Genomic DNA, 26,212 nt, shown 5'->3' with positions numbered 1-26,212 from the left:
CAGAAGGTCTTCGACCGCATGTGCCAGCAGCGTGTGGTCATGGCTTCCGACCTCGCGCTCTACCCGGCCATGATGGACAGCTACCCGCACCGGCACCTGTTCGTCAGCGCGGGGAGCGTCGGCGCCACCACTGCCCTGATCTTCTGGTGCGTGGAGATGCTGGAGGCCAAGGGGTGGACGATCTGCCACTGGCAGGCCGAGGACTGGCACGTGCGGGGCGTCGTCGCCCGCCGCGCATGAAGCTGGACCCCGAGGGCGGTACGGGTATGTGATGGGCTGACCGGCCCGTACACCGAGAGGGGGCGTGATGACCGCCCCGCACGATCCGCGGGACCCGCTCACCGGGGCGCTGTCGGCGGCCGGGATCGCCTGCGCGGCCGTCGCCCTGCTCTATCTGCCGATCGCGTTCGGCGTGGCCGGGATCCTGCTGGGCGTCGCCGGGCACGCCCGCGGGGAGTCCCTGGGCCGCTGGGCGGCGCTCGCCGCGGCCGCCGCCATGGCCGCGGGCACGGCCCTGGGTGCGCTGCTGGCCGCATGAGATCCTGGGCGGATGCTGCCCCCCATCGACGAGCTCCGGGATCTGGTGACCGCCCGCCTGCGCGCCTTCGACCGGCGGGAGGTGCCGCCCGCCACCGGGATCCGTCGGGCCGCCGTGACCGTCTGCGTGCTGGAGGACGAGCGGCGCGACCCGTACACGATCGTGATCAGGCGGGCGCCGCGCGGCCGGAACCCGGGGCAGTGGGCGCTGCCCGGAGGGCGGCTGGACGACGGCGAAGGGCCGGTGGAGGCCGCGCTGCGGGAGCTGGAGGAGGAGACCGCGGTCGGCGGCGTGACGGTGGCGGGGCTGCTCGACGACTTCGTCACCGACTCCGGGTTCGTCATCACGCCGGTGGTGGCCTTCGGCGGCCGGCAGCGGCCGGTGGCCGATCCGCGCGAGGTCGCCTCGGTGCACGAGGTGCCGCTGGAGTGGCTGGTGGCGCCCGGCGTGCCGCGCTGGCGGGGTGAGCTGCTGCAGATGCCGCTGGGGCCCTCCATCGTCATCCACGCGCCGACCGGGGCGATTTTGTGGCAGTTCGCGGAGGTCGCGCTGCGTGGCCGTGAGCTGCGGGTGTTCGACGTGGTGCAGCCACACTGGACCAGAACGTGACCGATTCTTGGGACCGGGTGGAATACCTTCAGCCGGATGTCCGTTAGCATCGAATGGCCGATGTGGTCTGTGTCCCCCGGGCCGCAAATTACCGCCTTCACGGAATACCGTTCGGCTGGAGCCGTGTTGTGCATCTCGCCGAGGAGGCGACCGCCACATCGGCCTCAACACGTCTCGCGCCCCGTCCACGGACGGGGCGCGACCCGTTTAAGGTGAGTGGCGCCGGACCGACACGATCGCCTCCCTGGAGAGCCAACTTGCTGTATCACGTGGTCAAGTTCGCCGCGGTGCCGCTCACCCACGCCATGTGCCGGCCCCACCTGTCCGGGGCGGCCCACGTGCCCCGCACCGGGCCGGCCATCCTGGCGGCCAACCACCTGTCGGTGATCGACTCGTTCCTGCTGCCCGCGCTGCTCCCGCGGCACGTCACGTTCGCCGCGAAGAACGAGTACTTCTCCGGCAACCCCGTCTCCAGCTGGTTCATGCGGCTGGGCGGCAGCCTGCCGACCGACCGCGAGAGCGCCAGGGCCGCGCAGGAGATGCTCGACGCCGCCGCCGGGCTGCTGGAGCGCGGCGAGCTGTTCGGCATCCACCCGGAGGGCACCCGCTCCCCCGACGGCCGCCTCTACCGCGGCAAGGTCGGCGTCGCCTGGCTGGCGCTCAAGACGGGCGCGCCGGTGCTGCCGGTGGCGCTCAGCGGCACTGACAAGGTGATGCCGTTCGGCGCCAAAGTGCCCCGCCCGGCGACCGTCGGCATCCGGATCGGCGAGCCCCTGCGGTTCGACGGCGACCACCGCGACGCGCGCGACCGGCGCCGCGTCACCGACGAGGTCATGGCCGCCATCCAGCGGCTCTCCGGGCAGGAGTACGTCCCGCAGTACGCGTCGGGTCACAAATCGTCCAATGGCACGGCGTGAGCCGACCCCGCTAAGCTCGGTCCCCTGTCGACGGTCAGGGGGCTGACAGTGGCGCGCACGCGCACCATCGTGATCGTGTCAACCGTCTCCGTGCTGGCGGTGGGGGCCGCCGCCGGTGGCGCCTACTACGTGCTGCACACCCGCGGCACGCCCGCCGAGACGGCGCAGCGCTTCACCGCCGCGTGGCAGGCGGGCGACCGGGCGCGGATGAGCGCCGAGCTGGCCGCCCCCGGCCCGCTCGACCTCTACGACAAGCTCCGCCAGTCCCTCGGCGTGGAGTCCACCCGGGTGACGCTCGGGCAGCCGCGCGAGGGCGACGACCGCGCCACCGTCCCCTACACCGTCACTCACCGGCTGAAGAACCTCGGCGAGTGGACGTACGACGGCGAGCTCAAGCTCAAGGTGGCCGACCGCCACTGGAAGGTCGACTGGAGCCCTGCCGCGCTGCACCCGAAAGTCACCCCGGGGGCGGAGTTCTCGCTCAAGGCGAAGTGGCCCGAGCGGGCCCCGATCGTCGACGCCGACGGCAACCGCATCGACACCGGCGAGGTCGGCGGCTCGGTCCAGCAGCTCGTGGGCTACCTCGACAAGGCCACCAAGAAGGACGTCCAGCGGCTCGGCTCCGCCTACCGGACCGGGCAGGCGGTCGGGCGCGGCGGGCTGCAGCAGACGTTCGAGAAGCGGCTCGCCGGCACGCCGACGACCGAGATCCGGGTGGGCGAGACCACCCTGGAGACGATCGAGGGCGAAGACGGCGAGTCGCTGACCACCTCGCTCGACCCGCAGGCGCAGGACGCCGCCGTCACCGCCGTCAAGGACCTCGACAAGCCCGCCTCGCTGGTGGCGATCAAGCCCGGCACCGGGGAGATCCTGGCCGTGGTCAACAACCGGGGCGGGTTCAACCGGGCCGTCGACGGCCGCTACCCGCCGGGTTCGACGTTCAAGGCGGTCACGGCGGTCGGGCTGCTGGCCGACGGGCTGAAGCCGGGCGACTCCGTGACCTGCCCGAAGTACGCGACCGTGGGCGGGCTGCGGATCCGCAACTCCGAGCGGGCCGCCTACGGCCGGGTCTCGTTCCTCGACTCGTTCGCGTACTCGTGCAACACCTCCTTCGCGCCCCTCACCCAGCAGCGGCTGGGCGCGGGCAAACTGCTGGAGACGGCCGAGCTGGTCGGCTTCAACACGCCGCTGGAGATCGGGCTGCCCGCGGCCGAGCCCAGCTTCCCCAAGGCGGAGTCCGACGCCGAGCTGGCGGCCGAGTCGTTCGGCCAGGGGCGCATCACGGCCAGCCCGCTGTCGATGGCGTCCGTGGCCGCCGCGCTCGCCGACGGCACCTGGCGACCGCCGACGCTGGTGCCCGAGAGGGAGCAGAAGGCCAAGCCCCGGCCGCTGCCCGACGGGGTGACGAAGGACATGCACGCGATGATGGCGGCCGTCGTCACCAAGGGCACGGCGAAGGCCGCGGGCCTGCCGCCGGGCACCCGCGGCAAGACGGGCACGGCCGAGTACGGCACGGGGCCCGAGCTCGACTCCCACGCGTGGTTCATCGGGTTCAGGGACGACGTGGCGTTCGCGGTGGTGGTGGAGGGCGGCGGAGGCGGCGGCAAGGTCGCGGCCCCGGTGGCCGCCGACTTCCTGCGCGCCCTGCTTTCCTCCCGCTGACCCGCTTTCTCAGCGGGAGGCCTCTCGCAGGGACTCCACGAACTCGGTGAGGAGGCGGGCGAACTCGGCGCGGTCGGACTCGGGCCAGCCGTCCATGGCCTCGGTGAAGATCTGCCGCCGGAAGGCGTGGATCTCCGCCGACACGCGGCGCCCGGCGGGCGTGCGCACGAGCAGGGCCTTGCGTCCGTCCGCCTGATCGGCCTCGCGCCGCACCAGGCCCGCCGCCACGGCGGCGGCGACCAGCTTGCTGGCGCGTGGCTGGTCGACGTCGAGCGCCGCGGCCACCCCGGTGACGGTCGCCGCGGCGCCGTTCTCCTCGGCCTCCTCGATGACGTCCAGGACTTCGGCGCCCGACGCGGGAACCGCTCCGGTCAGCTCACGGGCCGCGGCCAGCCGGGCCAGCGTGCGGCGGCTCTGGCTGCGGCGGATGGCCATCATCGCGCGTTCGACCGTCTCGACGTGCTCGTCACCGTTGCGCTCCACGATCCACGAGTCTATGCTCACGTACAGATAGTTGTTATTTTACATGTATATATGAGAGGACATGGATATGGAGCGGCCCATCGGCTACTGGCTCAAGCGTGTGGACCGGCTCATCGAGGCGGCGGCCGACCACGTTTTCGCCGACGCGGGGCTCGGCCGCAGACACTGGCAGGTCCTCAACACGCTGTACGAGGCCCCGCGGACCCCTTCCGACCTGGCCGAGGCGCTCCGGCCCTTCTGGGCGGCCGGCGAGATCACCCAGGAAGAGGTGATCGGCGAGCTGGCGCGGCGCGGCTGGGCCGTCCAGGACGGGGCGGGCCGTCACACGCTCACGGCGGACGGCATGGCGGGGCACGCCGCGATCCAGGAGAAGATCAACGGGATCCGCTCGGCCACCGTCGACGGCCTGGCCGACGACGACTATCACCGGACCGTCGCCGTCCTGCGGCGCATGGCGGAAAACCTGGAGGCTGTCATGCGCTGACGCCTCCCGGCGTTCCGCGGGTCACGGCCCGCGGATCTCCGTCGCCCCGGACCACCCTAGGGCCGCAGTAGGTGCCCGCCACTCCCAGGTGTTGCGCCACGACCGGCCACAAACATGGCGGCCGAAGGGGCGCCCTCCGCAGCGATCACCGGACCACCTACCGACGCACGCCCGCCACCCCCGGCAGCGCAGCGGTGGCCACCGCCTCCGGCGTCGCGGCGCGCCGGTCCGTGAGGGCGGGGACGCGACAGGGATGCGCGAGACCGGGAGACCCCATGGACCTCGGATCATGCCGGAGACAGGCTGGGTCGAGGGGTCTGAGACAGGATCAAGGAGCGACCCGGCGCAGCCTTCAAGGCGACGTCCCGACTCCCGGGCCATCCGCCGGTGAGGGCTGGCCCGCGAGCCCAAGGGAGCCTTGAGAGGCCTGAGTGAGTTGCGCGCCCAAGCCGTGGACCAGAGCGCGCAAACAATGGGGCTGGGTGGAATTCAAGGGGTTTGAGGGGGCTGAAAGGGGTCAGGAAGTCGAGGGTCAGGCGGCGGGAAGGGCGAGGGCGGCGGCGGCCCCCTCGCGCAGGACGAGGATCAGGAGCGTGGCGACAAGCGTGGCGATCAGGAACCAGCTGATCGCGATGATGACGGTCGAGCGACGGGGCGTATGCCTGACCGCCCTGCCCGCCGCCCGGTCCTCGCTGCGGCGCGCGCGCTCGTTGAAAGACTCCAGCCGTGCGACGAGTCGCGGATCGTCGTCGACGAGGTGCTGCTCGATCTGGGCCAGCATCCGCTCTTCGTCCTGCGACCAGGCCATAGGTGCACCTCCGGAACGCAAGCTCTGTGCGGGTTTCCTGCCCAACCATGAAGATCATTAGCCGCGGGCCGACCAGGTAATTGCGGCCTCTTTCCGTTTGCGATCACTGTCGAACTTCTGTTCTAATCATGGCATGCGCTGGGACAACTTGCGGCTGACCGAGGCCGGGCCGGACGATTCGGCCATGCCGTTGTTCGCTCGCGGCGCGGTCACCCGCACCTTCGACACGCCCGGATTCCGCGGCATGACCTTCTACGAGATCCAGGCCCGCTCGATCATCAACAGGGTGCCGGCCGCCAGCCGGGTCCCGTTCGACTACACGATCAACCCGTACCGCGGCTGCGGCCACCGATGCGTCTACTGCTTCGCGCGCAAGACGCATGAGTATCTCGACCTCGATTCCGGGGCCGACTTCGACTCGAAGATCGTGGTGAAGGTCAACGCCGCCGAGCTGGCCCGTGCGGAGCTGGCCTCGCCGCGCTGGCGCGGGCAGCCCATCGCGATGGGCACCAACGTCGACTGCTACCAGCGTGCCGAGGGCCGCTACGCGCTGATGCGCGGCATCCTGGAGGCGCTGCGCGACGCCGCCAACCCGTTCTCGATCCTCACCAAGGGCACGCTGATCCTGCGCGACCTCGACCTGCTCACGGAGGCGGCCGACCGCGCCGACGTGAGCGCCGCCGTCTCCGTCGGCTTCCTCGACGCCGACGTGTGGCGCTCGGTCGAGCCCGGCACCCCCGACCCGCGCCGCCGCCTGGAAGCGTGCGCGACGCTCAACGCCGGCGGCATCCCCTGCGGCGTGCTGATGGCCCCGGTGCTGCCCTACCTCACCGACTCCCCCGCCCAGCTGGAGCGCACGGTCAAGGAGATCGCCGCCGCGGGCGCGACCCACGTCTCCCCCATCGTGCTCCATCTGCGTCCCGGCGCCCGCCAGTGGTGGCTGGCCTGGCTGTCCCGCGAGCACCCGCGCCTCGTGCCGCGCTACCTGGAGCTGTACGGGCGCGGCGCCTACGCGCCCAAGGCCTACCAGGAACGCATCACCGCCCAGATCCGGGAGTTCGCCGCCCGCCACGGCGTCGGCCGGGCCACCCCCGCCCGAGCCCGCCGCCTCCCACCTCCGCCCCCACCGTCCCCCCAGCAGCTCACCCTCCTGTGAAGGCACTGCCGGGCAGCCTCACACCCGTGATCGCCCCGGCGGCCAAGTCCTGACCAGGACATCGGGCCTGCGGCGGCACGAGTGCCATGACGCGTGGAGGGGTCGGCGCCCCGCCACGTGGCGCCGGTCCGGGTAGTAGTCGACCGCCTCCCCGCGCCGGTCACCGCGTGCAGCGCCATTTCAGGCGGTAGCCCACCGAAGGACACGGCGCTGGTCACCGTACGAAGAGCCGACTCAGGTGGTAGTCGACCGCCGCCACCACCTCGCCGGTGGTGTAGTGGCCGATCAGGGTGGGGCTGACCATGCCCTGGGCGAAGGCGAACAGGATCGTCGCCTCCCGGTCCGGGTCCGCCGTGGCCGGGATCTGGCCGGTGGTCTGGGCGGCGCGGATCTGGGCGGCGTAGAAGGCGAGGACGTGCGGGAGCCCCTCGCGCAGGAGGGCGGCCAGGGAGGGTGAGACCGCGGCCCGGGCCAGGAACGCGAGGCCGACGCGGGCTTCGAAGCGTCGTTCGTCGTCCAGCGGGAGGAGTTCGAGTGTGCCGACCCGCAGGAGGGCCCGGGGCGTGCTCGGGCCGACGGCGGCTACCCGGCGGGTGATGCGGGTGTTGAGGTGGCGCAGGGCCGTCACCAGCATCTCGTCCTTGGTGGCGAAGTAGTGCTGGACCTGCCCCATCGACACCCGCGCCTCGGCGGCCACCTCTCGGAGACTGACGCGGTCCATGCCCTGGGCGTCGATGACGCGGTGGACGGCCTCGGCGATGTGCTGCCGCCGGGCCTCGTGGTCGACGATCTTCGGCACCGGTTTCTCCATGCGGGTGCATTGCGATGGTTCGCGGGGCTGTTTACGATGCGAGTGCATTGTAAACAGGAGGTTGGCATGAGGGTGCTGATCGTCGGGGTGGGGACCCGCGGGGATGTGGCTCCGTACACCGGGCTGGGCGCGCGATTACGGTCCGCCGGGCACGAGGTGGCGATCGCCGCGCACGAGCCGTACGCGCGGATGGTGCGAGAGGCGGGGCTGGAGTTCCGGCCCATCGCCGGGGATCCGCTGGCCGTGCTGGCGCCGGGGGCCGGAGCGGCCAGGCTCAGGCAGTACGCACGGTACGGCCGGCAGGTCGAGGACGGGATCGTCGGGGCGGCGGCGCAGGGAGCCGACATCCTGCTGCTGAACGTGGCCGCGTCCGCCGGTTGTCACGTCGCGGAGGCGATGGGCGTGCCCAGCTTGGGGGTGCATCTGCAGCCGGTCGAGCCGACGGGCGACTTTCCTCCGGTGCTCGGGACGGTCCGGAGGTCACTGGGGCCGCGGGGCAACCGGGCGGCGGCCCGGCTGGCGTTCGCCGTCCCCTCCCCCGCGCACGCCGGGTCGGCGCGGCGGCTGCGGGCTCGGCTGGGGCTGCCGCCGATGAGCTCGCGGGCGGTGTACCGGAGGCGGGAGGCCGGACGCTGGCCGGTGCTGCATGGCTTCAGTCCCGTCGTGCTGCCCCGGCCGCGCGACTGGCGGGAGGGGCTGGAGGTGGTCGGCTACTGGTGGCCCGCGCGCCCGGCCGACCCGCGGCCCCCTCGGCATCTGCGGGATTTCCTGGAGTCCGGGCCGCCGCCGGTCTTCGTCGGGCTGGGCAGCATGGCCGCCTGGGACACCGGGCGGTTCACCGAACTGGCGGTGCGGGCGCTGCGGCGGGCCCGGGTGCGCGGAGTGCTGCAGACCGGTGTGACCGGGGCGCTGACGGACGACGTGCTCGGCGTGGACGAGGTCTCGCACGAGTGGTTGTTCCCGCGGATGGCGGCCGTGGCGCATCCCGCGGGGTGCGGGACGGTGGCGGCCGGGTTGCGGGCGGGTGTGCCCGCCGTGGCTATGCCCGCGCGGGCCGATCAGTGGCTGTGGGCGGCGCGGCTGGCCGCCCTGGGGGTGGCGCCGGAGCCGGTCCCGTGGCGGCGGGTGTCGGAGAGGGCGCTGGCCGACGGGATCCGGGCGGCGCTGGAGGGTCGGGTACGGGAGAGGGCCGCCGCGCTGGCCCGCCTGGTCACGGCCGAGGACGGCGCGGGGGCCGTGGTGAAAGCGGTGGACGGGATGTTCGGGGCGTGAGTTTTTCGGGTTCTGGACTCGTACCAAAGTCATAGTATGTCGGGTTTTGATGGAGTAGGGGTATTACGGGGTTAGTGCGCTAAATGAGGTGCGCTGTCCGTACAGGGGGGAAACAGCATGTCTGATACGAAGAAGAGGCCGGGCGCCAAGTCCGGCAAGGCGAAGAAGCAGGCACTGAAGGCCAACCGGCAGGACAAGGAAATCAAGAAGGAAGCCGCGAAGCCCGAAGAGGCGTAACGGCTGAGCAGTGACGAGGGCAGCCGGAGCGCGATGTCTCCGGCTGCCTGTTCGGCCTGGTCAAAAGCCATCTAACTCAGACGTGCAACCTTATTCCACCAAAATGCGTCTAAAGATCACAGAAGTGGATAGCGCCACGGGGATGGACGGTGCATGCCACTCGAACTCGGCAGGGTCCGGTGGTGTTGGGGTCGTCTGAAACCCGCCGACCCCGCCTGTCATTGATGTCGTCGGCCGACAGGGGGATGTTGCAGGTGCGGACATTGGCGCGCAAGAGCAGGTCAGCGGCGGTCCGGCTGTACCAGGGCTACAACCGGCGCAAGGCGCGCAAGGCGCCACCGCCGTCGACCCGGGAGATCAAGATCCTCCTGCTGCACGCCAACGGGATGGGCGGCACGATCAGGACCGTGTTCAACCTGGCCGGCCACCTGGCCGAGCGGCACGACGTGGAGATCGTGTCGATCCTGCGGGAGGCCGAGGAGCCGTTCTTCCCGCTCGACCCGAGGGTGCGGGTGCGCTACCTGGACGACCGCCTGGCGCCGGGCGCCGACCCGATGCGGGCGATGCTGTCGAAGATGCCGAGCAGGCTGATCCCGAAGGACGAGACGGCCCACCACCGGTTCACCATGTGGACGGACCTGAAGCTGGCCCGGTTCATCCGCTCGCTCGAGACGGGCGTGCTCATGGCGACCAGGCCGGGACTGAACCTGGTCGCGGCCCAGCTCGCGCTGCCCAGCGTGATCACGATCGGGCAGGAGCACGTGGCGCTCAAGGTCAAGGCGGAGGGCCTCCAGGAGCTGATCAAGTGGCGCTACCGCCGCCTGGACGCGCTGGTCACGCTCACCAAGGCCGACCTGACCGACTACCAGCAGGCGCTGCCCAAGCGGCCGAAGAAGCTGGTGCGCATCCCGAACGCGGTCCCGCCGATGACCGGCGACCTCGCCAAGCTCGACGCCAAGGTGGCTGTCGCGATGGGCCGGATGACCAAGCTCAAGGGGTTCCACCGGCTGATCAAGGCGTGGGAGAAGGTGGCGGCCGCGCACCCCGACTGGACGCTGCGCATCTTCGGCGCGGGCACGCAGGAGGAGAACCTCCGCGCGCAGATCGCCGAGGCGGGATTGGAAGGCAAGGTCGAGCTGCCCGGCAAGACCGCCGACATCGGCGCCGAGTTGGAGAAGGCCTCCATCCACGTGATGAGCTCGCGCCACGAGGGCTTCTCCCTCACCATCCTGGAGGCGATGGCCAAGGGGGTGGCGATCGTGTCGTTCAACAGCCCGCACGGCCCCAAGGAGATGATCACCAACGAGGTGGACGGGCTGCTGGTCAAGCCGCGCACGGAGGACAACCTGGCGGCGGCGATCAACCGGGTGATCGAGGACGAGCCGCTGCGGCGGCGCCTGGCGGCAGGCGGCCTGGAGACGGTCAAGCGGTACGACATCGCCGAGATCGGCGCCCGCTGGGAGGCCCTGCTGGAGGATTTGCTGGCCCGGCGGACCCGTCAGACCTCCGAGCCCGACAGCTCCACCGGTTCGGCGATGACGTCGACCAGCGCGCCGTTGCGGTAGACGGTGATCGGCAGCGGCCGCCCGATCGCGTCGGCGAACATCAGCCGCTGCAGGCTCTGCGCGTCGCCCACCGGGTTGCGTCCGGCGCTGAGCACCAGGTCGCCGGCGCGCAGCCCGGCCCGGTCGGCGGGCGAGCCGGCGACCACCTCCACCACGCGCAGCGCGGCGTCCTGCCCGGTGCGCCGGCGCAGCGGCTCGGGCAGCGGCGCCGGTGAGGTGATCAGCCCGAGGAACGCCCGCCGCACCCGGCCGTCGCGGATGAGCGCGGCGATGATGGCCCGGGTGGTGGCGTTGACCGGCACGGCGAGCCCGACTCCCACCCCGGCCACGGCGGTGCTCACGCCCACCACCCGGGCCTGGGAGTCGGCCAGCGCGCCGCCGGAGTTGCCGGGGTTGAGCGCGGCGTCGGTCTGGATCACGTCCTCGATGAGCCGTACGGCGGAGCCGCTGCGGGCGGGCAGCGACCGGCCCAGTCCCGACACCACGCCGGCCGTCACCGAGCCGGTGAGCCCGAGGGGGTTGCCGACGGCGACGACGAGCTGGCCGACGACGAGTTCGTCGGCCTCGCCGAGTTCGGCGGGCTCGGGCGCCGCCACCTGGGAGCGGATCACGGCCAGGTCGGAGAGCGGGTCGCGGCCGACCACGGTGAACGGGCCGGAGCTGCCGTCGGCGTAGGCGACGGTGCCGGACCTGGCGGAGCCGACCACGTGCGCGTTCGTCAGCAGGAACCCGTCGCGGGTGAACACCACGGCCGAGCCGCTGCCCCGCCCGGCGCGGACGCTGGCGACCTTGGGCAGCAGTTCGGCCGCGACGGAGGAGACGATCTGCGAGTAGGAGTCCACGGGGACCTCCCGACATGACGGGCCGGTGATGTGCTTACATCATTACCCATCAAGTCAAGCAACGCTCAAAGGGCGATCCAGTCCGTCACCACGTTCGCGCCGCTGCTGGGCCGGCACTGCAGCCGGAACGCCTGCGCCGGAGCCGGCCGGAACACGAAACAGCCCGACTCGTCGATCGCCGACTCCACGACCCCGCCGGTGACCAGATGCGTGTACGCGGTGCCCGCCCTGGCCGGCACCAGCTGCCCCATCAGGGCCTCCTGGCCGACCTCCAGCTCGATCGTCACCTCGCCGGTGGCGAAGATGAGCGCACGCAGCGGCACGTGCTCCGGGCCCCTCGTCGCCGACAGCTCCGCGTGCCCCGCAGCCGAATCGTAGGTCAGCGACGCCAGCTCGGCGTCGATGTCGTGCCAGGCGAAGATCGCTTTGCCGGCTGCCACGAACTCGGGCGGCACCTCATGGGCCGCCTCATCGGCCCGTCTGAGCGCGGCGAGCAACCTTTCGTCGTCCTTCCACCACGGCGTGGCCATGCCTCTCGCCCTCTTCCTGCGTCTCCCGTTCGGACCTGATCAGGGCGGCCACCGCCGGAGAGCGGCGCAGCTTGGCCAGGCACCGTGCCCGGGTGGGCCCGATCGCGCCCACCGGCATCGACAGCTTCTCGCTGATCTCCGCGTACGATGCGGGCGGCTGGCGCATCAGCATGCCCAGCAGCTCCTGACAGCGTGTCCCGAGCTTACGGAAACCCGCCATGAGCGCCGCGTTCCGCTCCGCGTCGAGCAGATCCTGATCCAGCGCCGCCGCCCGCTCGTCCACCAGCGCGTCCTGGTCGATCTGCTGACTGAGCCGCTGCTGCCGATCGGTGCTGTGGGCGCACCGCAGGCATTCGCGCCGGGTGGCGGTGGCCAGCCAGCCGGGCAGCGCCGCGGGCTCGCGCAGCCGCGGCAGCTGTTCGACCAGGGACAGCCACACCGTCTGGCCCACGTCGTCGGCGTCGGCCCGGCTCAGCCGGAACGACTTGCAGATCGACCAGACCAGGGGCGCGTAACGTTCGACGATCTCGTCCCACGCGTCCTTCTCACCGGCTCTCGCCCTCATCACCAGGGCGACAACCGATGGATCGTCTCGCATGTCCGTATGCTCCTTTCCCGGCCCGGCCCACCCAGCCAGGGTGAACGCGAATGCGCGGTGCGTCCAGGCGTGACGCTGCATCGGACGGTGCGAGCAGAAAAGGGGCATGGCGTCTCTTCGCTACTCGGTGACGGCGGTCACCTTGACGGAGCGGCCGGACCGCGCTCCTGATACACCGGCCACTCCGGAAAACTCACCCGTATCAAATCGGATCCGTCGTACTCCTACAGGCGTAGGCACCCGCCCGCCAGGCGAGGGGCGGACACCGGGAGCACCGGGGCGGGCACGGGGGCCCCGCGCCCGGTGGTCCGCGGGCGAGCGGCCGATGGCGCGTGCGTCATCGGCCGCACGGTGTCCTCAGGGCTGTCCGCAGGGGAAGAGCACCTTGCCCACCCCCGGCAGGTCCTGCGCCGAGGCGAGCACGGCCGCCCTGGCGTCCTGCGCCGACTCGCCGGTACGCGCCATCCGGTCCGCGATCAGCCCGGCGACCAGCGGCGCCGCGAACGAGGTGCCGTCCCAGCGGGCCATGCCGGCGAAGTTCTGCACCGCGGGTCGCTTGGGCGGCTCCTGGTAGGTGTACTCGCCGGTGGCGTAGGCGTTGACGTGCCCCTCGCCGAGCGCGTACACGTCCACCCAGGGGCCGTAGTTGCTGAACCAGGCCAGGTGGGTCTGGTCGGGGCCGAGCGCGCCGACCGACACGGCCCAGTCGTAGGCCGCCGGGTAGAACGGCCGGTCGGTGCCGTCGTTGCCGGCCGCCGCGACCAGCACGACGTCCGGGTGAGCCTGCTGGAACAGCTCGAACCCGAGCGAGGACCAGTTGTCGCGGGTGTACGTGCCGGCCGACAGGTTGATCACGTCGGGCGCCGGCGACTGGGTGACCAGCTGGTCCAGCTTGGCGATCATCACGTCCTCCAGCTCCGCGCCGGAGGTCGAGAAGTGGTCGACGACGGACACCCGCGCCGTGGGCGCCTGGCACTTGGCCACCCCCGCCACGAACGTGCCGTGCCCGCGGAAGGCGGGGATGCGCGGCAGCCCGCTGATCGGCGAGGGCGGGCCCAGCGGCTCGGGATCGCCGCTGACGTCGCTCAGCCAGGGGTACGCGGCCACGTCGAGCTGCAGCCAGCCGGTGTCGCACACGCCGATGGTCACGTCCCGCACCACCTCCCCCGCCTCGCACGGCGGCGGCCACGGGATGGCCGGGTTGCCCGGCGGCACCTCGGGTTCGGTGCCGGGGCAGAGCCTGGAGATGTGCAGCACGTGCACGGGTGAGGCGATGGGCGCCCGCGGCTCCTCCCCTGCCGCGGGCGGCCTGCCGGGCCGCCGGTCGATCGGGCGCGCGCCGGTGCCGAGCCGGTCCTCGATCCGGGCCAGCGCCTCGGGCACGGTCATCGTGCCGCCCGCGACCGCGTCGAGCGAGAGCACCGCGAGATCACCGGTGCCGCGCCGGTCGAGCCGCTCCAGCCCGGGCGGCAGCGCGGCGGTGATCCGCCGGACGTCGCCGTCCCGCGCGAGCAGGCGGCCGACCTCGTACAGGTAGTCGACCTCGCCGGCCGGGGTGTAGGCCACCGCCACCTCCACCCCCCGGGCGGCGAAGGCGTCCTTGATGATCCGGAATTGAGCGTCGAACACCGCGTCCATGTGTCAAGCCTCTCCCCAGGCGTCGCATCGTGGCTCTGGCGATCCGTTTCTCCCCTCCTATATCGGCGCGGGGTTGCGGGCGCTACAGGAGATCGTCCAAAGTCGAAGGATGCCGGCGGATCCCGAACCCCCCCGACCGGACGTGCCCGGCCTGCTCCCTCTGGCCTTGTCGCGCCCGAACGAGGCCCTCGGCAGGGCCCGTGACCTGCTCGCCACCGAGCCGCCGCCGCTGGAGGCGTCCTTCGCGCGCCAGGCCATCGGGATCGTGCTGCGCGAGATCGGCGACATCGACGCGGCGGTGCGGGAGCTGGAGACGGCCCGCCATCTGGCCCGCCGGTCCGGATCGGCGGAGCGGGAGGCCGACGTGCGGGCGACGCTGGGCGTCGCGCTCGCCTTCGCGGGCCGTACGACGGCGGCGCGCAACACGTTGAACGCGGCCGTCCGGCAGTCCTCCGGCCATCTGCACGGCCGCATCCTGCTGCGCCGGGGCGGCGTGCTGGCCACGCTGGGCCACCACCGCGACGCGCTGGCCGACCTCAACAGCGCCGTCACCGCGCTGCGGGCGGCGGGCGACCGCATCTGGGAGGCGCGGGCCCGCACCGAACGCGCCACCTGCGACCTGGTGCTCGGCGGCGTGACCCGGGCCAGGGCCGACCTGCGCAGGGCCGAGGAGCTGTTCAACGCCACCGGCCAGGAGCTGGAGTCGGCCGACGCGATCGTCCACCGGGGTGTGCTGGCGCTGCGCATCGGTGATCTGCCGGCCGCGCTCAGGTGCTTCGACCAGGCCGCGGAACGCTTCGCCAAGCTGGGCATCCCCGACCCGACGCTGGCCGTCCAGCGCTGCGCCGCCCTGCTGGCCGCGGGCCTGCCGAGGGACGCGCTGGACGAGGCGCACGCCGCGCTGACCCTGCTGGAGCGCAGCCGAGGCCAGGCCACCAAGAAGGCCGAGCTGGAGCTGGCCGCGGCGGGCTGCGCGCTGGCCGCCGGGCAGAGCGAGGCCGCGCTGCGGCACGCCACCCGCGCCGCGGAGCTGTTCGACCGCCAGCGCCGCCGCTGGTGGCGCGCGCACGCCCGGCTGATGAAGGTCCGCGCCCGGCTGGCGGCCGAGCCGGTGGGCGCGGCGCTGCTGCGCGAGGCCGAGTACTGCGCCCGCGAGCTGGCCGCGCTGTCCTCGCCGGACCTGCCGCTGGCTCACCTGATCGCCGGGCGGCTCGCACTCGGGCTCGGCCGCAACGGCACGGCGCGCACCCACTTGGCCGCCGCGGCGCGCGGCCGGCGGCACGGCCCGGCCTTGTCGCGGGCGGTGGCCTGGCTGGCCGAGGCGCTGCGCGCCGACGCCGACGGCGACGCGGCCCGGCTGATGCGGGCCTGCAGACGCGGCCTGGACGTGCTCGACCAGCACCGGGCCACGCTCGGCTCCAGCGAGCTGCGCGCCCAGGCCAGCGCGCACGGCGCCGAGCTGGCCGCGCTCGGGCAGCGGCACGCGCTGCGGCTCGGCCGGCCCCGGCTGCTGCTGGCCTGGAGCGAGCGCTGGCGGGCGACCGCGCTGGCCGTGCCCGCCGTGCGCCCGCCCGACGACGAGCGCCTGCAGGCCGACCTGGCCGCGATCCGCGCCGTCACCGACTCGCTGGCGCACGCCCGCGCGCAGGGCCTGCCCACCGCGCACCTGGCCGCCGAGCAGCTGCGCCTGGAACGGGCCGCCCGCTCCCGCGCCCTGCACGCGCGCGGCCAGGACACGGGCGGCGCGACCGGCTGCGACGTGCCGGAGCTCCTCGCGGAGCTGGGCCCGGCCCGCCTGCTGGAACTGGTCGACGTCGACGGCGAGCTGCACGTGCTGGTCTGCGGCTCCGGCCTGGTGCGCCGCTACCCCGCAGGCCGCGTACGGGACGCCTCGCGCCAGATCGACCTGGCCCGTTTCGCCTTGTCGCGGCTGGCGCACGGCCGCTCCACGCTCAGCCCGGCCGACCTGCTCGCCCAGGTGGAGAACGGCGGGCGGGCGCTGGAGCGGGTGCTGCTCGGCGACGCCGCCCGCCACCTGGGCGACGACGAGGTGGTGATCGTCCCGCCGGGCCGGCTGCACGCGGTGCCGTGGGCGCTGTTGCCGAGCCTGCGCGACCGTACGGTGAGCGTCGCCCCGTCGGCCGGCACCTGGCTGCGCGCCCGCCGGGCCGGGACCCCCGGTGACGGGCGGGTGGTGCTGGTCCGCGGTCCCGGCCTGCGCTCCGAAGGCGCGGAGATCCGCGACATCGCCCCTCAGTACGCGGCCCCCGTCGTGCTGGGCGAGGGGACGGCCACGGTGTCGCGGGTCCTGGACGCGATGGACGGCGCGCGGCTGGCGCACGTGGCCGCGCACGGCACCTTCCGGGCCGACAGCCCGCTCTTCTCCGCGCTGCGGGTGGACGACGGCCCGCTCACCGTCTACGACCTGGAGCGGCTGCGCCGCGCGCCCCGCCAGGTGGTGCTGTCGAGCTGCGACTCCGGGCTGACCGCGCCCACCGGGGCCGACGAGCTGCTCGGGCTGGCCAGCTCGCTCATCCAGCTCGGCACCACCGGCATCGTGGCCAGCGTGGTGCTGGTCAACGACGGGGCCGCGGTGCCGCTCATGGTGGAGCTGCACCGCCGGCTGGCCGGGGGCGCCTGCCTGCCGGCCGCGCTGAGCCAGGCCCGGCGGGCGACCGCCACCGACCCGGTCGCCACCGCGACCGGCCTGTCGTTCGTGGCGCTCGGCTCCTGCTGAGCACTCAGGTCAGCGCGCCGGCGAGCAGCGCGCCGCCGACGGCCGCCGCCAGGCCCAGCGTGACGTTCATCACCACGTTGACCACGGCGTGCCGTCCGGCTCCCTGCTCGGCCAGCCGCACGGTCTCGTAGCCCAGCGTCGAGTACGTGGTCAGCGCGCCGCAGAAGCCGGGGCCGAGCAGCGCCGACCAGCCGGCGGACGCCGGCAGGCCGACCAGGAACCCCAGCAGCGCCGACCCGGCCACGTTGACCAGCAGGGTCCCCCACGGGAACATCGAGTCGTGACCGGCCCGTACCGCCCGATCCGCCACGTAGCGCAGCGGCGCCCCCACGGCGGCCCCCAGCACCACCAGCAACGCCGTCATCGCCGCGCCAGCGCTCTGGTGACCCGCATGCCCGCCCAGGTCGCCGCCACGGCGGCCACCGCCGTCCCGGCCAGGTAGGCCGCCGCCGTCGCCGTCGCGCCGGCGGTCAGCAGGCCGTGCGCCTGGACCGCGTACGTGGAGAACGTGGTGAACCCGCCCAGCACCCCCACCCCGAGGAACGGCCGCGCCAGCCGGTGCGGCCTGACGGCCACCTCGGTGACCACCACCATGAGCACCCCGATCAGCGCGCACCCGGCCACGTTCACCCCGAACGTCGCCCACGGGAAAGCGCCCGGCGACGCGGGCAGCAGGCCGTCGACCGCGAAGCGCGTCAGCGCCCCGGCCGCGCCGCCCGCCGCGATCACCGCCAGCACCCGGAGGTCCACAGGCTCCTTGCCCAACAGCCGCACACTCCTCACCGTGTCGGAAGGCGCCGGGGCGGGAACCTCTGTAGAGAAGTCCGACGCAGCATCACGGAGCCCTGCTTGAGTGTCAAGGACGCCGTCGCCATCCTCGCCGGAGCCGTCATCGTCGTCTCGCTCGCCAGTGGCGTCGAGACCACTCCCCCCGCCACCGCGGCCAGCCCCCTCGGCAACGCCAGCGGAACTCTACCCGGCCTCGCCCCCATCGCCGAAAAGGAAGACAAGGCCCGCGCCCGGGCCATCATCGCCCGGCTGAAGGTCAGGGGCCGCGGTCCCAGCACCGGCTACACCCGGGCCCGCTACGGCGCGAACTGGGCCGACACCGCCACCGGGGTCCCCTACGCGCGCAACGGCTGCCGCACCCGCGACGACCTGCTGGCCCGCGACGGCCGCAACGTCCGCTACCGCGCGGGCTCCACGTGCGAGGTGATCGCCATGGACCTGGACGACCCGTACACCGGCCAGCTCATCGGCTGGTCCAAGCGCGACGCGGGCGAGGTGCAGGTCGACCACGTGGTGCCGCTCGCCTACGCCTGGCGGATGGGCGCCTCGCGCTGGGCCAGGGGCAAGCGCGTCGACTTCGCCAACGACCCGCTCAACCTGCTGCCGGTCAAGGGCGCCGCCAACGAGCAGAAGGACGCCTCGGGCCCGGCGAGCTGGCTGCCGCCGCAGCGCCGGGTGCGCTGCGCGTACGTGACCCGGTTCGCCCAGGTGGCCGTCAAGTACGCGGTGCCCGTCACCCGCGCCGACAAGAGGACGATGCTCGCCCAGTGCCGCTGAACCGTCAGCGGGGGTCGACCCAGGCGAAGCCGTTGCCGAAGGTGAGCCCGGCCAGCACCTGCTGACCGGCGACGTTGGGGTGGAAGTAGTCCCACCGGCTCACCTGCTTGAGCGTGAACCGGTAGCCGAACACCGCGCCGCGGTCGGTGCGGCACCACGGCCGGGCGGCGCACGCCTGGGCCGCCTGCCGGTTGTAGGCCACGACCCGCTCGCGCACCCGCTCCCGGCGCAGCACGTCGGCCTTCTCCTCGGAGGTGGGCCTGGCCAGCATCGACGGGCAGATCTTGCCGACCCGCCACACGCCCCGGGCCACCGCCTGGTCCTTGGCGACCTGCCAGAGCCGGTGGACGTCGGGGATGCTCGCCAGCAGCACCCGCACCCCGGGCACGCCCGCGCGCAGTTCGTTCAGCGCCTGCTCCACCCGTTGCCGGTAGACCGCCACCGGCGTCATCTGCCCCTCGGTGGCGGTGCACGCGTCCTGCGCCCCGATGAGCATCGTCACGTAGTCGGCCCGCGCCGAGACCGCCCTGCGCACCTGGGCGAGCAGGTCGGCGCTGGTCGAGCCGGGCACGGCGTAGTTCTTGGAGGTCAGCTGCGCGCCGAGCGCGGCCAGGCGCGTGTAGTGGCTGGAGATGCCGGAGTGGCGGCCCGACGACCAGGACCGCGACCGGCAGGAGATGAAGAACCCGCAGCTGTTGAAGCCCGAGGAGATCGAGTCGCCGAGCGCCGCCATCACCCGCGGCAGCGGCTCCCCGTACAGCGGCTCCGCCGCCGCCCGGCCGGGAGCCACCACCCCCGAACCCGCGAGCATCCCCACGACCGCCAGCACCGGCGCGACCTTACCGATCATGCACACACCGTAGGCAGCCGCTCACCACGCGGCCATCACCTCAGGGCAACGCCTGCCATCTCAGTACCAAGTCGCTATCGCCGCTTGACGAAGGATCCGTAACCGCCCATTCACGGGGGTCCCAGTCGAACACGTTCAGATCCCGCATAGAGTGTCTCAAGTGAGTGTCGCGCTCGGAACAACCCGCCCGCTACCGGTTCGCACGACCCCTGTACGCGACCCCGGTAACCTGATCTCCAGCCTGCCCCGCACCGCGCCCTACGCGTGGATCAGGCACGGCGAGGGGCTCGTCGGCTGGGGGGAGGCCGCGCGCGCCGACGTCCCGCCCGGCCCGGGCAGGTTCGCCTGGGCGCGCGAGTGGCTGGCGACCGTGTTCGACGGCGCGCGGGTCGACGACGGGGTGCGTTCGCCGGGCAGCGGCCCGGTCGCCTTCGGCACCTTCACCTTCGACGAGAACGCCCGCGGCTCCACCCTGGTGGTCCCGCAGGCCGTGCTGGCCCGCAAGGACGGCCGGGCCTGGCTGACCACGATCGGCGAACCGCCGCTGGAGGCGTTCACCCCGCTCATCGACCCGGGCCGGATCAGCTACGGCGACGGCAGCCTCACCGCCCCGGAGTGGGAGCACGTCGTGGCCCGCGCCGCCCGCCGCATCCGCGAGGGCGAGCTGGAGAAGGTGGTGCTCGCCCGCGACCTGCTCGCCACGGCCGAGCACCCGATCGACATCCGGCTGCTGCTGCTGCGGCTGGCCCGCCGCTATCCCGAGTGCTACGCGTTCTCCGTGGCCGGGCTGGTCGGCGCCACCCCCGAGCTGCTCATCCGGCGCACCGGCCAGGAGATCGAGTCGCTGGTGCTGGCCGGCACCACGCCGCGCGGCACCGGCCCGGCCGACGACCTGGCCCGGGGCGAGGCGCTGCTCGCCTCCGCCAAGGACCGCCACGAGCACGAGTGCGCGATCTCCTCGGTCCGCCAGACCCTGGCCCCGCTCTGCGCCGCGCTGACCACCCCCGACGAGCCGGAGCTGCTCGTGCTGCCCAACGTGCAGCACCTGGCCAGCCACGTGACCGGCCGCTTGGCCGACGGCGCGTCGGTGCTGGACGTGGTGGCCGCCATGCACCCGACGGCGGCCGTCGGCGGCACCCCGACCGCCACGGCCATCGAGCTGATCCGCGAGCTGGAGGGCATGGACCGGGCCGGCTACGCGGGCCCGGTCGGCTGGATCGACGCCCACGGCGACGGCGAGTGGGGCATCGCGCTGCGCTCGGGCATCGTCGAGGGCCGCCGCGCCCGCCTGTTCGCCGGCGGCGGCATCATGGGCGACTCCGACCCGGCCGCCGAGCTGGCCGAGGCCCAGGCGAAGTTCAGGGTCATGCAGTACGCCCTGGAGGGCTGAGGGTCGTCAGCCGGGCAGGTGCACCGGTTCGCCGGAGGTCACCCGTGCCCGGCCCGCCGTCAGCGTGGCCACCCAGTCGGCGAACTCCGCCACCTCGTCCTCGCCCACCGCGACGGCGAACTCCACCGCCTGCCCGTAGGCCACCTCGCGCACCGGGTGGCGTGAGGCGCGCAGGTCGTTCTCCACCCGGCCCGCCTGGTCGTGCGCCACCGACACGAGCATCGTCCTGGCCGGCACCATCCGCACCGGGTCGGCCCGGTCCAGCGTCTCGGTGACCGCCGACCCGTAGGCGCGCACCAGCCCGCCCGCGCCGAGCAGCGTGCCGCCGAAGTAGCGCGTCACCACCGCCACCACCCGGTCGTACCCGCGCCCCACCAGCGCCTGCACCATCGGCGTGCCGGCCGTGCCGCCGGGCTCCCCGTCGTCGTCGCCCTTGCGCTCCTGCCCGACCACGTACGCGGTGCAGTTGTGGGTGGCCGAGGGATGCAGCCGCCGCCGCTCGGCGATGAACGCGGCCGCCCGTTCCGTCGTCCCGGCCGGGGCGATCGCGCAGATGAAGCGCGAGCGCTTGGCCTCGGTCTCGTGCTCGACGGTGCTCTTGAGAGTGAGGTACGAGGACACGCCTCCCAGGCTAGGGCCCGCGCTTGCGTTCCTTGAACCGTATGGTGTACGGTACAGCGTACTCGATTGACTGGAGGCTCACGCTTGACCGACATCCGCCCGTACCGGTTGGAGACCCCGCAGGCCGACCTCGACGACCTGCGCGCCCGCCTCGACCACGTGCGCTGGCCCGACGAGGTCCCCGGGCAGGGCTGGCGCCTCGGCGTCCCGCTCGCCCACCTGAAGGACCTGGTCGACCGCTGGCGCCGGCACGACTGGGCCGCCGCCTGCGCCGAGCTCAACCGGTACGACCAGTTCGTCACCGAGATCGACGGGCAGCGCGTCCACTTCCTGCACGTCCGCTCGGCCGACCCGGACGCGCTCCCGCTGCTCATCACGCACGGCTGGCCCAGCTCACCCGTCGAGTACCTCGACGTCATCGAGCCGCTCAGCCGCGACTTCCACCTGGTCATCCCGTCCCTGCCCGGCTACGGCCTGTCCGGGCCGACCCGCGAGCTGGGCTGGGGCTCGACCCGCATCGCGCACGCCTGGCTGGAGCTCATGACCCGCCTCGGCTACGACCGCTTCGGCGTCCAGGGCGGCGACTGGGGCACGTGGATCTCCCGCGAGGTCGGCGTCCTGGCCCCCGAGCGGGTCGTGGGCATGCACGGCAACGGCATCATCTGCTTCCCCATCGGCGCCCCCGGCGAGATGGACGACCTCACCGAGACCGAGCGGGAGCGGCTCGCCTTCCGCGAGAGCTACCTGACCGAGCAGTACGGCTACAAGCTCATCCAGTCGGCCAGGCCGCAGACCTTCGCCTACGGCATGGCCGACTCCCCCGTGGCCCTGCTGGCCTGGTTCGCCGGCGTCTACCAGGAGTGGAGCGACGGCGGCGTCGACCCCGACCGGCTGCTGACCACCGCAACGCTCTACTGGCTGACCAACACCGCGGGCTCGGCGGCCCGCTCGTTCGTCGAGACCCCCGACACCCAGGAGGACACGTCGGTGGAATGGGAGCTCAAGGCGGCCACCGTGCCGACCTCGATCTCCGTCTTCCCCAAGGACATCCTGCGCCCGATCCGCCGCTTCGCCGAGCGCGACAACAACATCGTCGGCTGGGTCGAGCACGACCGCGGCGGCACCTTCGCCGCGCTCGAACGGCCCGACGCGTTCGTCGCCGACGTCCGCGCGTTCTTCACGACGCTGCGGTGATCCCGGGCGGTGCGGCGCCACCGATCCCGGCATACCGTCGTGCCCATGAGCTATCGCGTCGCCATGGACATCGGCGGCACCTTCACCGACGTCGTCTGCTATGACGAGCAGACCGGCGCCGTAACGGCGGCGAAGGCGCCCACCACCCCGCACGACCTGGCCGAGGGCGTCTTCGCCGCGCTCGGCCAGGTCGTGGACGACCCCGCCCGCATCTCCTTCTTCGTGCACGGCACCACCCAGGGCCTCAACGCGCTGCTGCAGCGCGCCGGCGCCCGGGTGCTGCTGCTCGCCGCGGAGGGGGCCGGGGACGTCTACCAGATCGCCAGGGGCAACCGCGAGCGCATGTTCGACCTGCGTTACCGCAAGCCCGCCCCGCTCGTGCCGCGCCGGGACGTGATGGAGATCGGCGGCCGGCTCGACTGGCGGGGCGAGGAGCTCGTCCCGCTCGACGAGGCGGCCGTGCGACGCGCGGCCCGCCGGGCCCGCGAGGAGGGCTTCGGCGCCGTCGCGGTGTGCCTGCTGTTCTCCTACGCCAACCCGGCCCACGAGCTGCGGGCCGGCGAGATCCTCGCCGAGGAGCTCGGCGAGGAGGTGCTGGTCGTGCTCTCCCACCAGGTGGCGCGCGAGTGGCGCGAGTACGAGCGCACCTCCTCCGCCGTGCTGGAGGCCTACACCGGCCCGGTCGTACGCCGCTACCTGACCCGCGTCGAGCGGCGCTTCACCGAGCGCGGCCTGACCGTTCCCGTGCACGTCATGCAGTCATCCGGCGGCCTGGTCAACGCCGGGCACGCGGCCAGGCGGCCGCTGCAGACCCTGCTGTCGGGGCCGGTCGGCGGCACCATGGGCGGGGTCGCCGCCGCCCGGCTGCTCGACCGTCCGCACGTCATCTGCGTCGACATGGGCGGCACCTCCTTCGACGTGTCGCTGGTCGTCGACGGCCGCCCCGACGTCAGCGCGGAGGCCCGCATCGAGGGCCACCCGGTGCTCATGCCCGTGGTCAACCTGCACACCATCGGCGCCGGCGGCGGCTCCGTCGCCCGCACCGAGGCGGGCGCGCTGCGGGTCGGCCCCGAGTCCGCCGGCGCCGTGCCCGGTCCCGCCTGCTACGGCCGCGGCGGCACCCGCCCGACGGTCACCGACGCCAACCTGGTGCTCGGCCGGATCGACCCGGACCGGTTCGCGGGCGGCCGGCTGACGCTCGACCCCGCCGCCGCCCACGCCGCCGTCCGCGAGCTCGCCGCCGAGCTGGGCCTGGACCCGGTACGGCTGGCCGAGGGCGTCTGCGACGTGGCCAACGCCAAGATGGCGCAGGCCATCCGCACCCTGACCGTCGAGCACGGCATCGAGCCGCGGGCCTTCACCCTGGTCGCCTTCGGCGGCGCGGGTGCCATGCACGCCGCGTTCATCGCCCGCGAGCTGGGCATCTCCGAGGTCGTCATCCCGCCGTTCCCCGGCGCGTTCTCCGCCTGGGGCATGCTGGAGGCCGACGTGCGCCGCGACCTCACCCATCCGTACTTCCGGCCGCAGGACGACCTCGACGGCCATCACATGTCCCAATATTTCGCGAAATTGGAGGCGGAGGCACTCGACGCTCTCGCCGGACAGGGCGTCCCGCCCGACCGGCGCAGCACCCGGCACGCCGTCGACATGCGCTACGAAGGACAGGACTACACCCTGACCATCCCGCTGCGCGACGCCCGCGAACCCGCCGAACCCGGCTTCGTCGAGACCGTCGCCGCCCGCTACGCCGACGCCCACACCAGCAGATACGGCCACGCCACCCCCGAGGCGCCCGTCGAGTTCGTCATGCTCCGCACCACCGGCCTCGGATCCTTCCCCCGCACGACCGCCCCCGCGCCGCCGGTCCGGGAACCCGGGCCCGCCACCGTACGAGAAGTGATCTTCGACGGCGTCGCGCACGCCACCCCCGTGCTGCGCCGCGACGGCCTCGACGGCGCGTTCGCCGGCCCCGCCGTGGTCGTCGAGGACACCGCCACCACCGTCATCCCGCCCGGCTGCCTGGCCACCGCCGACCCGCGCGGCTTCCTCGTCCTGAAGGTGAACCCGTGATCGACCCCGTCACCACCGAGATCATCCGCTGCGCCCTGCTGCAGGCCGCCGAGGACATGAACACCACCCTCATCCGCAGCTCCTACACCCCCGTCATCTACGAGGCCAAGGACTGCGCCGTCGCCCTGCTCGACCGCGACCACCACGTGCTCGGCCAGTCGTCCGGCCTGCCCATCTTCCTCGGCAACCTGGAGGTCTGCACCCGAGAGACCGAACGCCTGCACGGCGCCGGCGTCTGGCGCGACGGCGACGTGTGGGTGCTCAACGACTCCTACATCGGCGGCACCCACCTCAACGACGTCACCGTCTACGCCCCGATCTTCGTGGCCGGCGAGCTCGCCGGGTTCGCCGCCTCCCGCGCGCACTGGCTCGACGTCGGCTCCAAGGACCCCGGCGGCTCCATGGACTCCACCTCCATCTTCCAGGAGGGCCTGCGCCTCGGGCCGGTCAAGATCTACGACGCCGGTGAGCCGTGCCGCGACCCGCACGAGATCATCGCCCGCAACGTCCGCTTCCCGCACGCCACCCTCGGCGACCTGCGCGCCCAGATCAGCTGCGCGCTGACCGGCCGCCGCCGGCTGGAGGAGATCATCACCCGCTGGGGCCGCGACACCGTCACCGCCGCCCGCGACCAGATCTTCACCCAGACCGAGCGCCTCGAACGCGAGGCCATCGCCGCCATCCCCGACGGCGTCTACCGCGCCACCGGGCACCTGGACAACGACGGCATCGACCTCGGCACCCCGCTGCCCGTCACGGTCGCCGTGACCGTCTCCGGCGACACCATGCACGTCGACCTCACCGACTGCGCCGACCAGGCCACCGGCCCGGTCAACTGCGGGGCCGCCCAGGCGGTCGCCGCCGTCCGGGTCGGCTACAAGCTGCTGGTCTCCGCCGACGTGCCGCTCAACGGCGGCTCCTTCCGGCCGCTCACCGTCGAGACCCGCCCCGGCTCGATGCTCGCCGCCGAGTCGCCGGCCGCCTGCCAGTACTACTACTCCCACCTCGGGCTGCTCATCGACCTCGTGGTCAAGGCCCTGGCCCCGGTGCTGCCCGACAAGGCGGCCGCGGCCTCGTACGGCGACTCGATGATCGTCCAGTTCACCGGCACCGACCCGCGCACCGGCAGGCTCTACGTCTGCCAGGAGGCCACCGTCGGCGGCTGGGGCGCCTGGGACGGCGGCGACGGCGAGAGCGCGCTGATCAACAACGTCAACGGCGACCTGCGCGACATGCCGATCGAGGTGCTGGAGACGCTCTTCCCGGTCCGGGTCACCCGCTACGGGATCCTGCCCGGCACCGGCGGCGCCGGGCAGTGGCGGGGCGGCGACGGGGCCGTCCGCGAGTACGAGTTCGCCGCGGACACCTCGCTGTCCCTCTGGTTCGAGCGTTCGGTCACCCCGGCCTGGGGCCTGGCCGGCGGGGAGGCCGGCGCACCTCCCCGCGTCACGCTCAACCCGGGCCGGCCGGACCGGCGGGAGATGCTCAAGGTCAACGCCCTCCCGGTCAAGGCCGGCGACGTGCTGCGCTGCGAGTCGGGCGGGGGCGGCGGCTACGGCTCCGCCGATCGCCGCTCGCCGGAGGCGCTCGACGGGGATCCGCCGGTCGGCCCGCCCGGCTCCTTTACAATGTAG

Annotated in this window: 26 protein-coding genes; 15 read left to right on the top strand and 11 right to left on the bottom strand. The window is 73.2% G+C overall.

The features are described from left to right. The first annotated feature begins 39 nt into the window (after nt 1-39). From ACGFI7_RS29170 to ACGFI7_RS29150, 5 genes are all read left to right on the top strand, one after another. The gene (locus ACGFI7_RS29170; protein WP_393410022.1) at nt 40-240 is read left to right on the top strand and encodes a hypothetical protein; all 201 of its coding nucleotides are present in this window, start codon (nt 40-42) and stop codon (nt 238-240) included. Between the two features lie 67 nt (nt 241-307). Then, entirely contained in the window at nt 308-538 is a 231-nt protein-coding gene (locus ACGFI7_RS29165) for a hypothetical protein (protein ID WP_393410021.1), read from the top strand. Nucleotides 539-550: 12 nt separating this feature from the next. Beyond that, the gene (locus ACGFI7_RS29160) at nt 551-1,147 is read left to right on the top strand and encodes an NUDIX hydrolase (RefSeq protein ID WP_393410019.1); all 597 of its coding nucleotides are present in this window, start codon (nt 551-553) and stop codon (nt 1,145-1,147) included. 257 nt (nt 1,148-1,404) lie between these two features. Continuing rightward, nucleotides 1,405-2,064 carry a lysophospholipid acyltransferase family protein gene (locus tag ACGFI7_RS29155; protein WP_393410017.1) on the top strand — a complete coding sequence of 220 codons (660 nt, stop codon included), beginning with the start codon at nt 1,405-1,407 and terminating at the stop codon, nt 2,062-2,064. A 75-nt stretch (nt 2,065-2,139) separates the two neighbouring features. Beyond that, on the top strand, nt 2,140-3,726 hold the full coding sequence (locus ACGFI7_RS29150) for a penicillin-binding transpeptidase domain-containing protein (RefSeq protein WP_393410016.1): 1,587 nt from the start codon (nt 2,140-2,142) through the stop codon (nt 3,724-3,726). 9 nt (nt 3,727-3,735) lie between these two features. Here ACGFI7_RS29150 and ACGFI7_RS29145 read toward each other — a convergent pair whose 3' ends face one another. After that, complete coding sequence (locus tag ACGFI7_RS29145) at nt 3,736-4,230, bottom strand: MarR family winged helix-turn-helix transcriptional regulator (RefSeq protein ID WP_393410014.1); 495 nt, start codon at nt 4,228-4,230, stop codon at nt 3,736-3,738. A 46-nt stretch (nt 4,231-4,276) separates the two neighbouring features. Between ACGFI7_RS29145 and ACGFI7_RS29140 the strand changes: the two genes are divergently transcribed. Next, nucleotides 4,277-4,693: a MarR family winged helix-turn-helix transcriptional regulator gene (locus tag ACGFI7_RS29140; protein ID WP_393410012.1), complete on the top strand. Its 417-nt coding sequence runs from the start codon at nt 4,277-4,279 to the stop codon at nt 4,691-4,693. A 532-nt stretch (nt 4,694-5,225) separates the two neighbouring features. Here ACGFI7_RS29140 and ACGFI7_RS29135 read toward each other — a convergent pair. Then, on the bottom strand, nt 5,226-5,501 hold the full coding sequence (locus tag ACGFI7_RS29135; RefSeq protein WP_393410010.1) for a DUF3040 domain-containing protein: 276 nt from the start codon (nt 5,499-5,501) through the stop codon (nt 5,226-5,228). Nucleotides 5,502-5,634: 133 nt separating this feature from the next. On the opposite strand from ACGFI7_RS29135, the gene ACGFI7_RS29130 reads away from it, so the two are divergent. Further along, nucleotides 5,635-6,657: an Rv2578c family radical SAM protein gene (locus ACGFI7_RS29130; RefSeq protein ID WP_393410009.1), complete on the top strand. Its 1,023-nt coding sequence runs from the start codon at nt 5,635-5,637 to the stop codon at nt 6,655-6,657. Nucleotides 6,658-6,871: 214 nt separating this feature from the next. Here ACGFI7_RS29130 and ACGFI7_RS29125 read toward each other — a convergent pair whose 3' ends face one another. Then, entirely contained in the window at nt 6,872-7,456 is a 585-nt protein-coding gene (locus tag ACGFI7_RS29125; protein WP_393410007.1) for a TetR/AcrR family transcriptional regulator, read from the bottom strand. A 78-nt stretch (nt 7,457-7,534) separates the two neighbouring features. Here ACGFI7_RS29125 and ACGFI7_RS29120 point away from each other — a divergent pair, with 78 nt between their 5' ends. After that, the gene (locus tag ACGFI7_RS29120) at nt 7,535-8,740 is read left to right on the top strand and encodes a glycosyltransferase (RefSeq protein ID WP_393410005.1); all 1,206 of its coding nucleotides are present in this window, start codon (nt 7,535-7,537) and stop codon (nt 8,738-8,740) included. A 491-nt stretch (nt 8,741-9,231) separates the two neighbouring features. Next, nucleotides 9,232-10,542 carry a glycosyltransferase family 4 protein gene (locus ACGFI7_RS29115; protein ID WP_393410003.1) on the top strand — a complete coding sequence of 437 codons (1,311 nt, stop codon included), beginning with the start codon at nt 9,232-9,234 and terminating at the stop codon, nt 10,540-10,542. Here the strand turns inward: ACGFI7_RS29115 and ACGFI7_RS29110 are convergent. The 4 genes from ACGFI7_RS29110 to ACGFI7_RS29095 all read right to left on the bottom strand — a co-directional run bounded on the left by ACGFI7_RS29110 (nt 10,476) and on the right by ACGFI7_RS29095 (nt 14,150). Further along, nucleotides 10,476-11,384 carry a S1C family serine protease gene (locus ACGFI7_RS29110; RefSeq protein WP_393410002.1) on the bottom strand — a complete coding sequence of 303 codons (909 nt, stop codon included), beginning with the start codon at nt 11,382-11,384 and terminating at the stop codon, nt 10,476-10,478. The two genes, ACGFI7_RS29115 and ACGFI7_RS29110, sit on opposite strands and share 67 nt — an antisense overlap. Nucleotides 11,385-11,449: 65 nt before the next feature. Further along, a complete protein-coding gene (locus ACGFI7_RS29105; protein ID WP_393410000.1) occupies nt 11,450-11,824 on the bottom strand; it encodes a hypothetical protein in 375 nt (124 codons plus the stop codon). 28 nt (nt 11,825-11,852) lie between these two features. After that, nucleotides 11,853-12,512 carry an RNA polymerase sigma factor gene (locus tag ACGFI7_RS29100; protein ID WP_393409998.1) on the bottom strand — a complete coding sequence of 220 codons (660 nt, stop codon included), beginning with the start codon at nt 12,510-12,512 and terminating at the stop codon, nt 11,853-11,855. A 357-nt stretch (nt 12,513-12,869) separates the two neighbouring features. Continuing rightward, nucleotides 12,870-14,150 carry a S8 family serine peptidase gene (locus tag ACGFI7_RS29095; RefSeq protein ID WP_393409996.1) on the bottom strand — a complete coding sequence of 427 codons (1,281 nt, stop codon included), beginning with the start codon at nt 14,148-14,150 and terminating at the stop codon, nt 12,870-12,872. 109 nt (nt 14,151-14,259) lie between these two features. Between ACGFI7_RS29095 and ACGFI7_RS29090 the strand changes: the two genes are divergently transcribed. Then, a complete protein-coding gene (locus ACGFI7_RS29090) occupies nt 14,260-16,887 on the top strand; it encodes a CHAT domain-containing protein (protein WP_393409994.1) in 2,628 nt (875 codons plus the stop codon). Nucleotides 16,888-16,891: 4 nt separating this feature from the next. Here the strand turns inward: ACGFI7_RS29090 and ACGFI7_RS29085 are convergent, their stop codons facing one another. Next, entirely contained in the window at nt 16,892-17,251 is a 360-nt protein-coding gene (locus tag ACGFI7_RS29085) for a fluoride efflux transporter FluC (protein WP_393409992.1), read from the bottom strand. Continuing rightward, entirely contained in the window at nt 17,248-17,661 is a 414-nt protein-coding gene (locus tag ACGFI7_RS29080; protein WP_393409990.1) for a CrcB family protein, read from the bottom strand. The genes ACGFI7_RS29085 and ACGFI7_RS29080 overlap by 4 nt, the downstream gene beginning before the upstream one ends. A gap of 75 nt (nt 17,662-17,736) precedes the next feature. Between ACGFI7_RS29080 and ACGFI7_RS29075 the strand changes: the two genes are divergently transcribed. Next, nucleotides 17,737-18,453, top strand: a complete 717-nt coding sequence (locus tag ACGFI7_RS29075; protein WP_393409988.1) for an HNH endonuclease family protein — start codon at nt 17,737-17,739, stop codon at nt 18,451-18,453. 4 nt (nt 18,454-18,457) lie between these two features. Here ACGFI7_RS29075 and ACGFI7_RS29070 read toward each other — a convergent pair whose 3' ends face one another. After that, nucleotides 18,458-19,303, bottom strand: coding sequence for an SGNH/GDSL hydrolase family protein (locus ACGFI7_RS29070; protein ID WP_393409986.1), 846 nt, complete (start codon nt 19,301-19,303; stop codon nt 18,458-18,460). A 160-nt stretch (nt 19,304-19,463) separates the two neighbouring features. Between ACGFI7_RS29070 and ACGFI7_RS29065 the strand changes: the two genes are divergently transcribed. Beyond that, the gene (locus ACGFI7_RS29065) at nt 19,464-20,693 is read left to right on the top strand and encodes an isochorismate synthase MenF (RefSeq protein WP_393409985.1); all 1,230 of its coding nucleotides are present in this window, start codon (nt 19,464-19,466) and stop codon (nt 20,691-20,693) included. A gap of 6 nt (nt 20,694-20,699) precedes the next feature. Here ACGFI7_RS29065 and ACGFI7_RS29060 read toward each other — a convergent pair whose 3' ends face one another. After that, nucleotides 20,700-21,314: a YigZ family protein gene (locus tag ACGFI7_RS29060; RefSeq protein WP_393409983.1), complete on the bottom strand. Its 615-nt coding sequence runs from the start codon at nt 21,312-21,314 to the stop codon at nt 20,700-20,702. Between the two features lie 84 nt (nt 21,315-21,398). Here ACGFI7_RS29060 and ACGFI7_RS29055 point away from each other — a divergent pair, with 84 nt between their 5' ends. The 3 genes from ACGFI7_RS29055 to ACGFI7_RS29045 are packed head-to-tail and all read left to right on the top strand — an operon-like array spanning nt 21,399 to nt 26,212. Beyond that, nucleotides 21,399-22,508 carry an epoxide hydrolase family protein gene (locus ACGFI7_RS29055; RefSeq protein WP_393409981.1) on the top strand — a complete coding sequence of 370 codons (1,110 nt, stop codon included), beginning with the start codon at nt 21,399-21,401 and terminating at the stop codon, nt 22,506-22,508. Between the two features lie 45 nt (nt 22,509-22,553). Then, the gene (locus ACGFI7_RS29050) at nt 22,554-24,578 is read left to right on the top strand and encodes a hydantoinase/oxoprolinase family protein (RefSeq protein WP_393409979.1); all 2,025 of its coding nucleotides are present in this window, start codon (nt 22,554-22,556) and stop codon (nt 24,576-24,578) included. Continuing rightward, the gene (locus ACGFI7_RS29045) at nt 24,575-26,212 is read left to right on the top strand and encodes a hydantoinase B/oxoprolinase family protein (protein ID WP_393409977.1); all 1,638 of its coding nucleotides are present in this window, start codon (nt 24,575-24,577) and stop codon (nt 26,210-26,212) included. The genes ACGFI7_RS29050 and ACGFI7_RS29045 overlap by 4 nt, the downstream gene beginning before the upstream one ends.

Source organism: Nonomuraea sp. NPDC048826 (genome assembly GCF_043198225.1).
Lineage (GTDB): Bacteria > Actinomycetota > Actinomycetes > Streptosporangiales > Streptosporangiaceae > Nonomuraea.
This window is presented reverse-complemented; position numbering and strand designations above follow the sequence as displayed.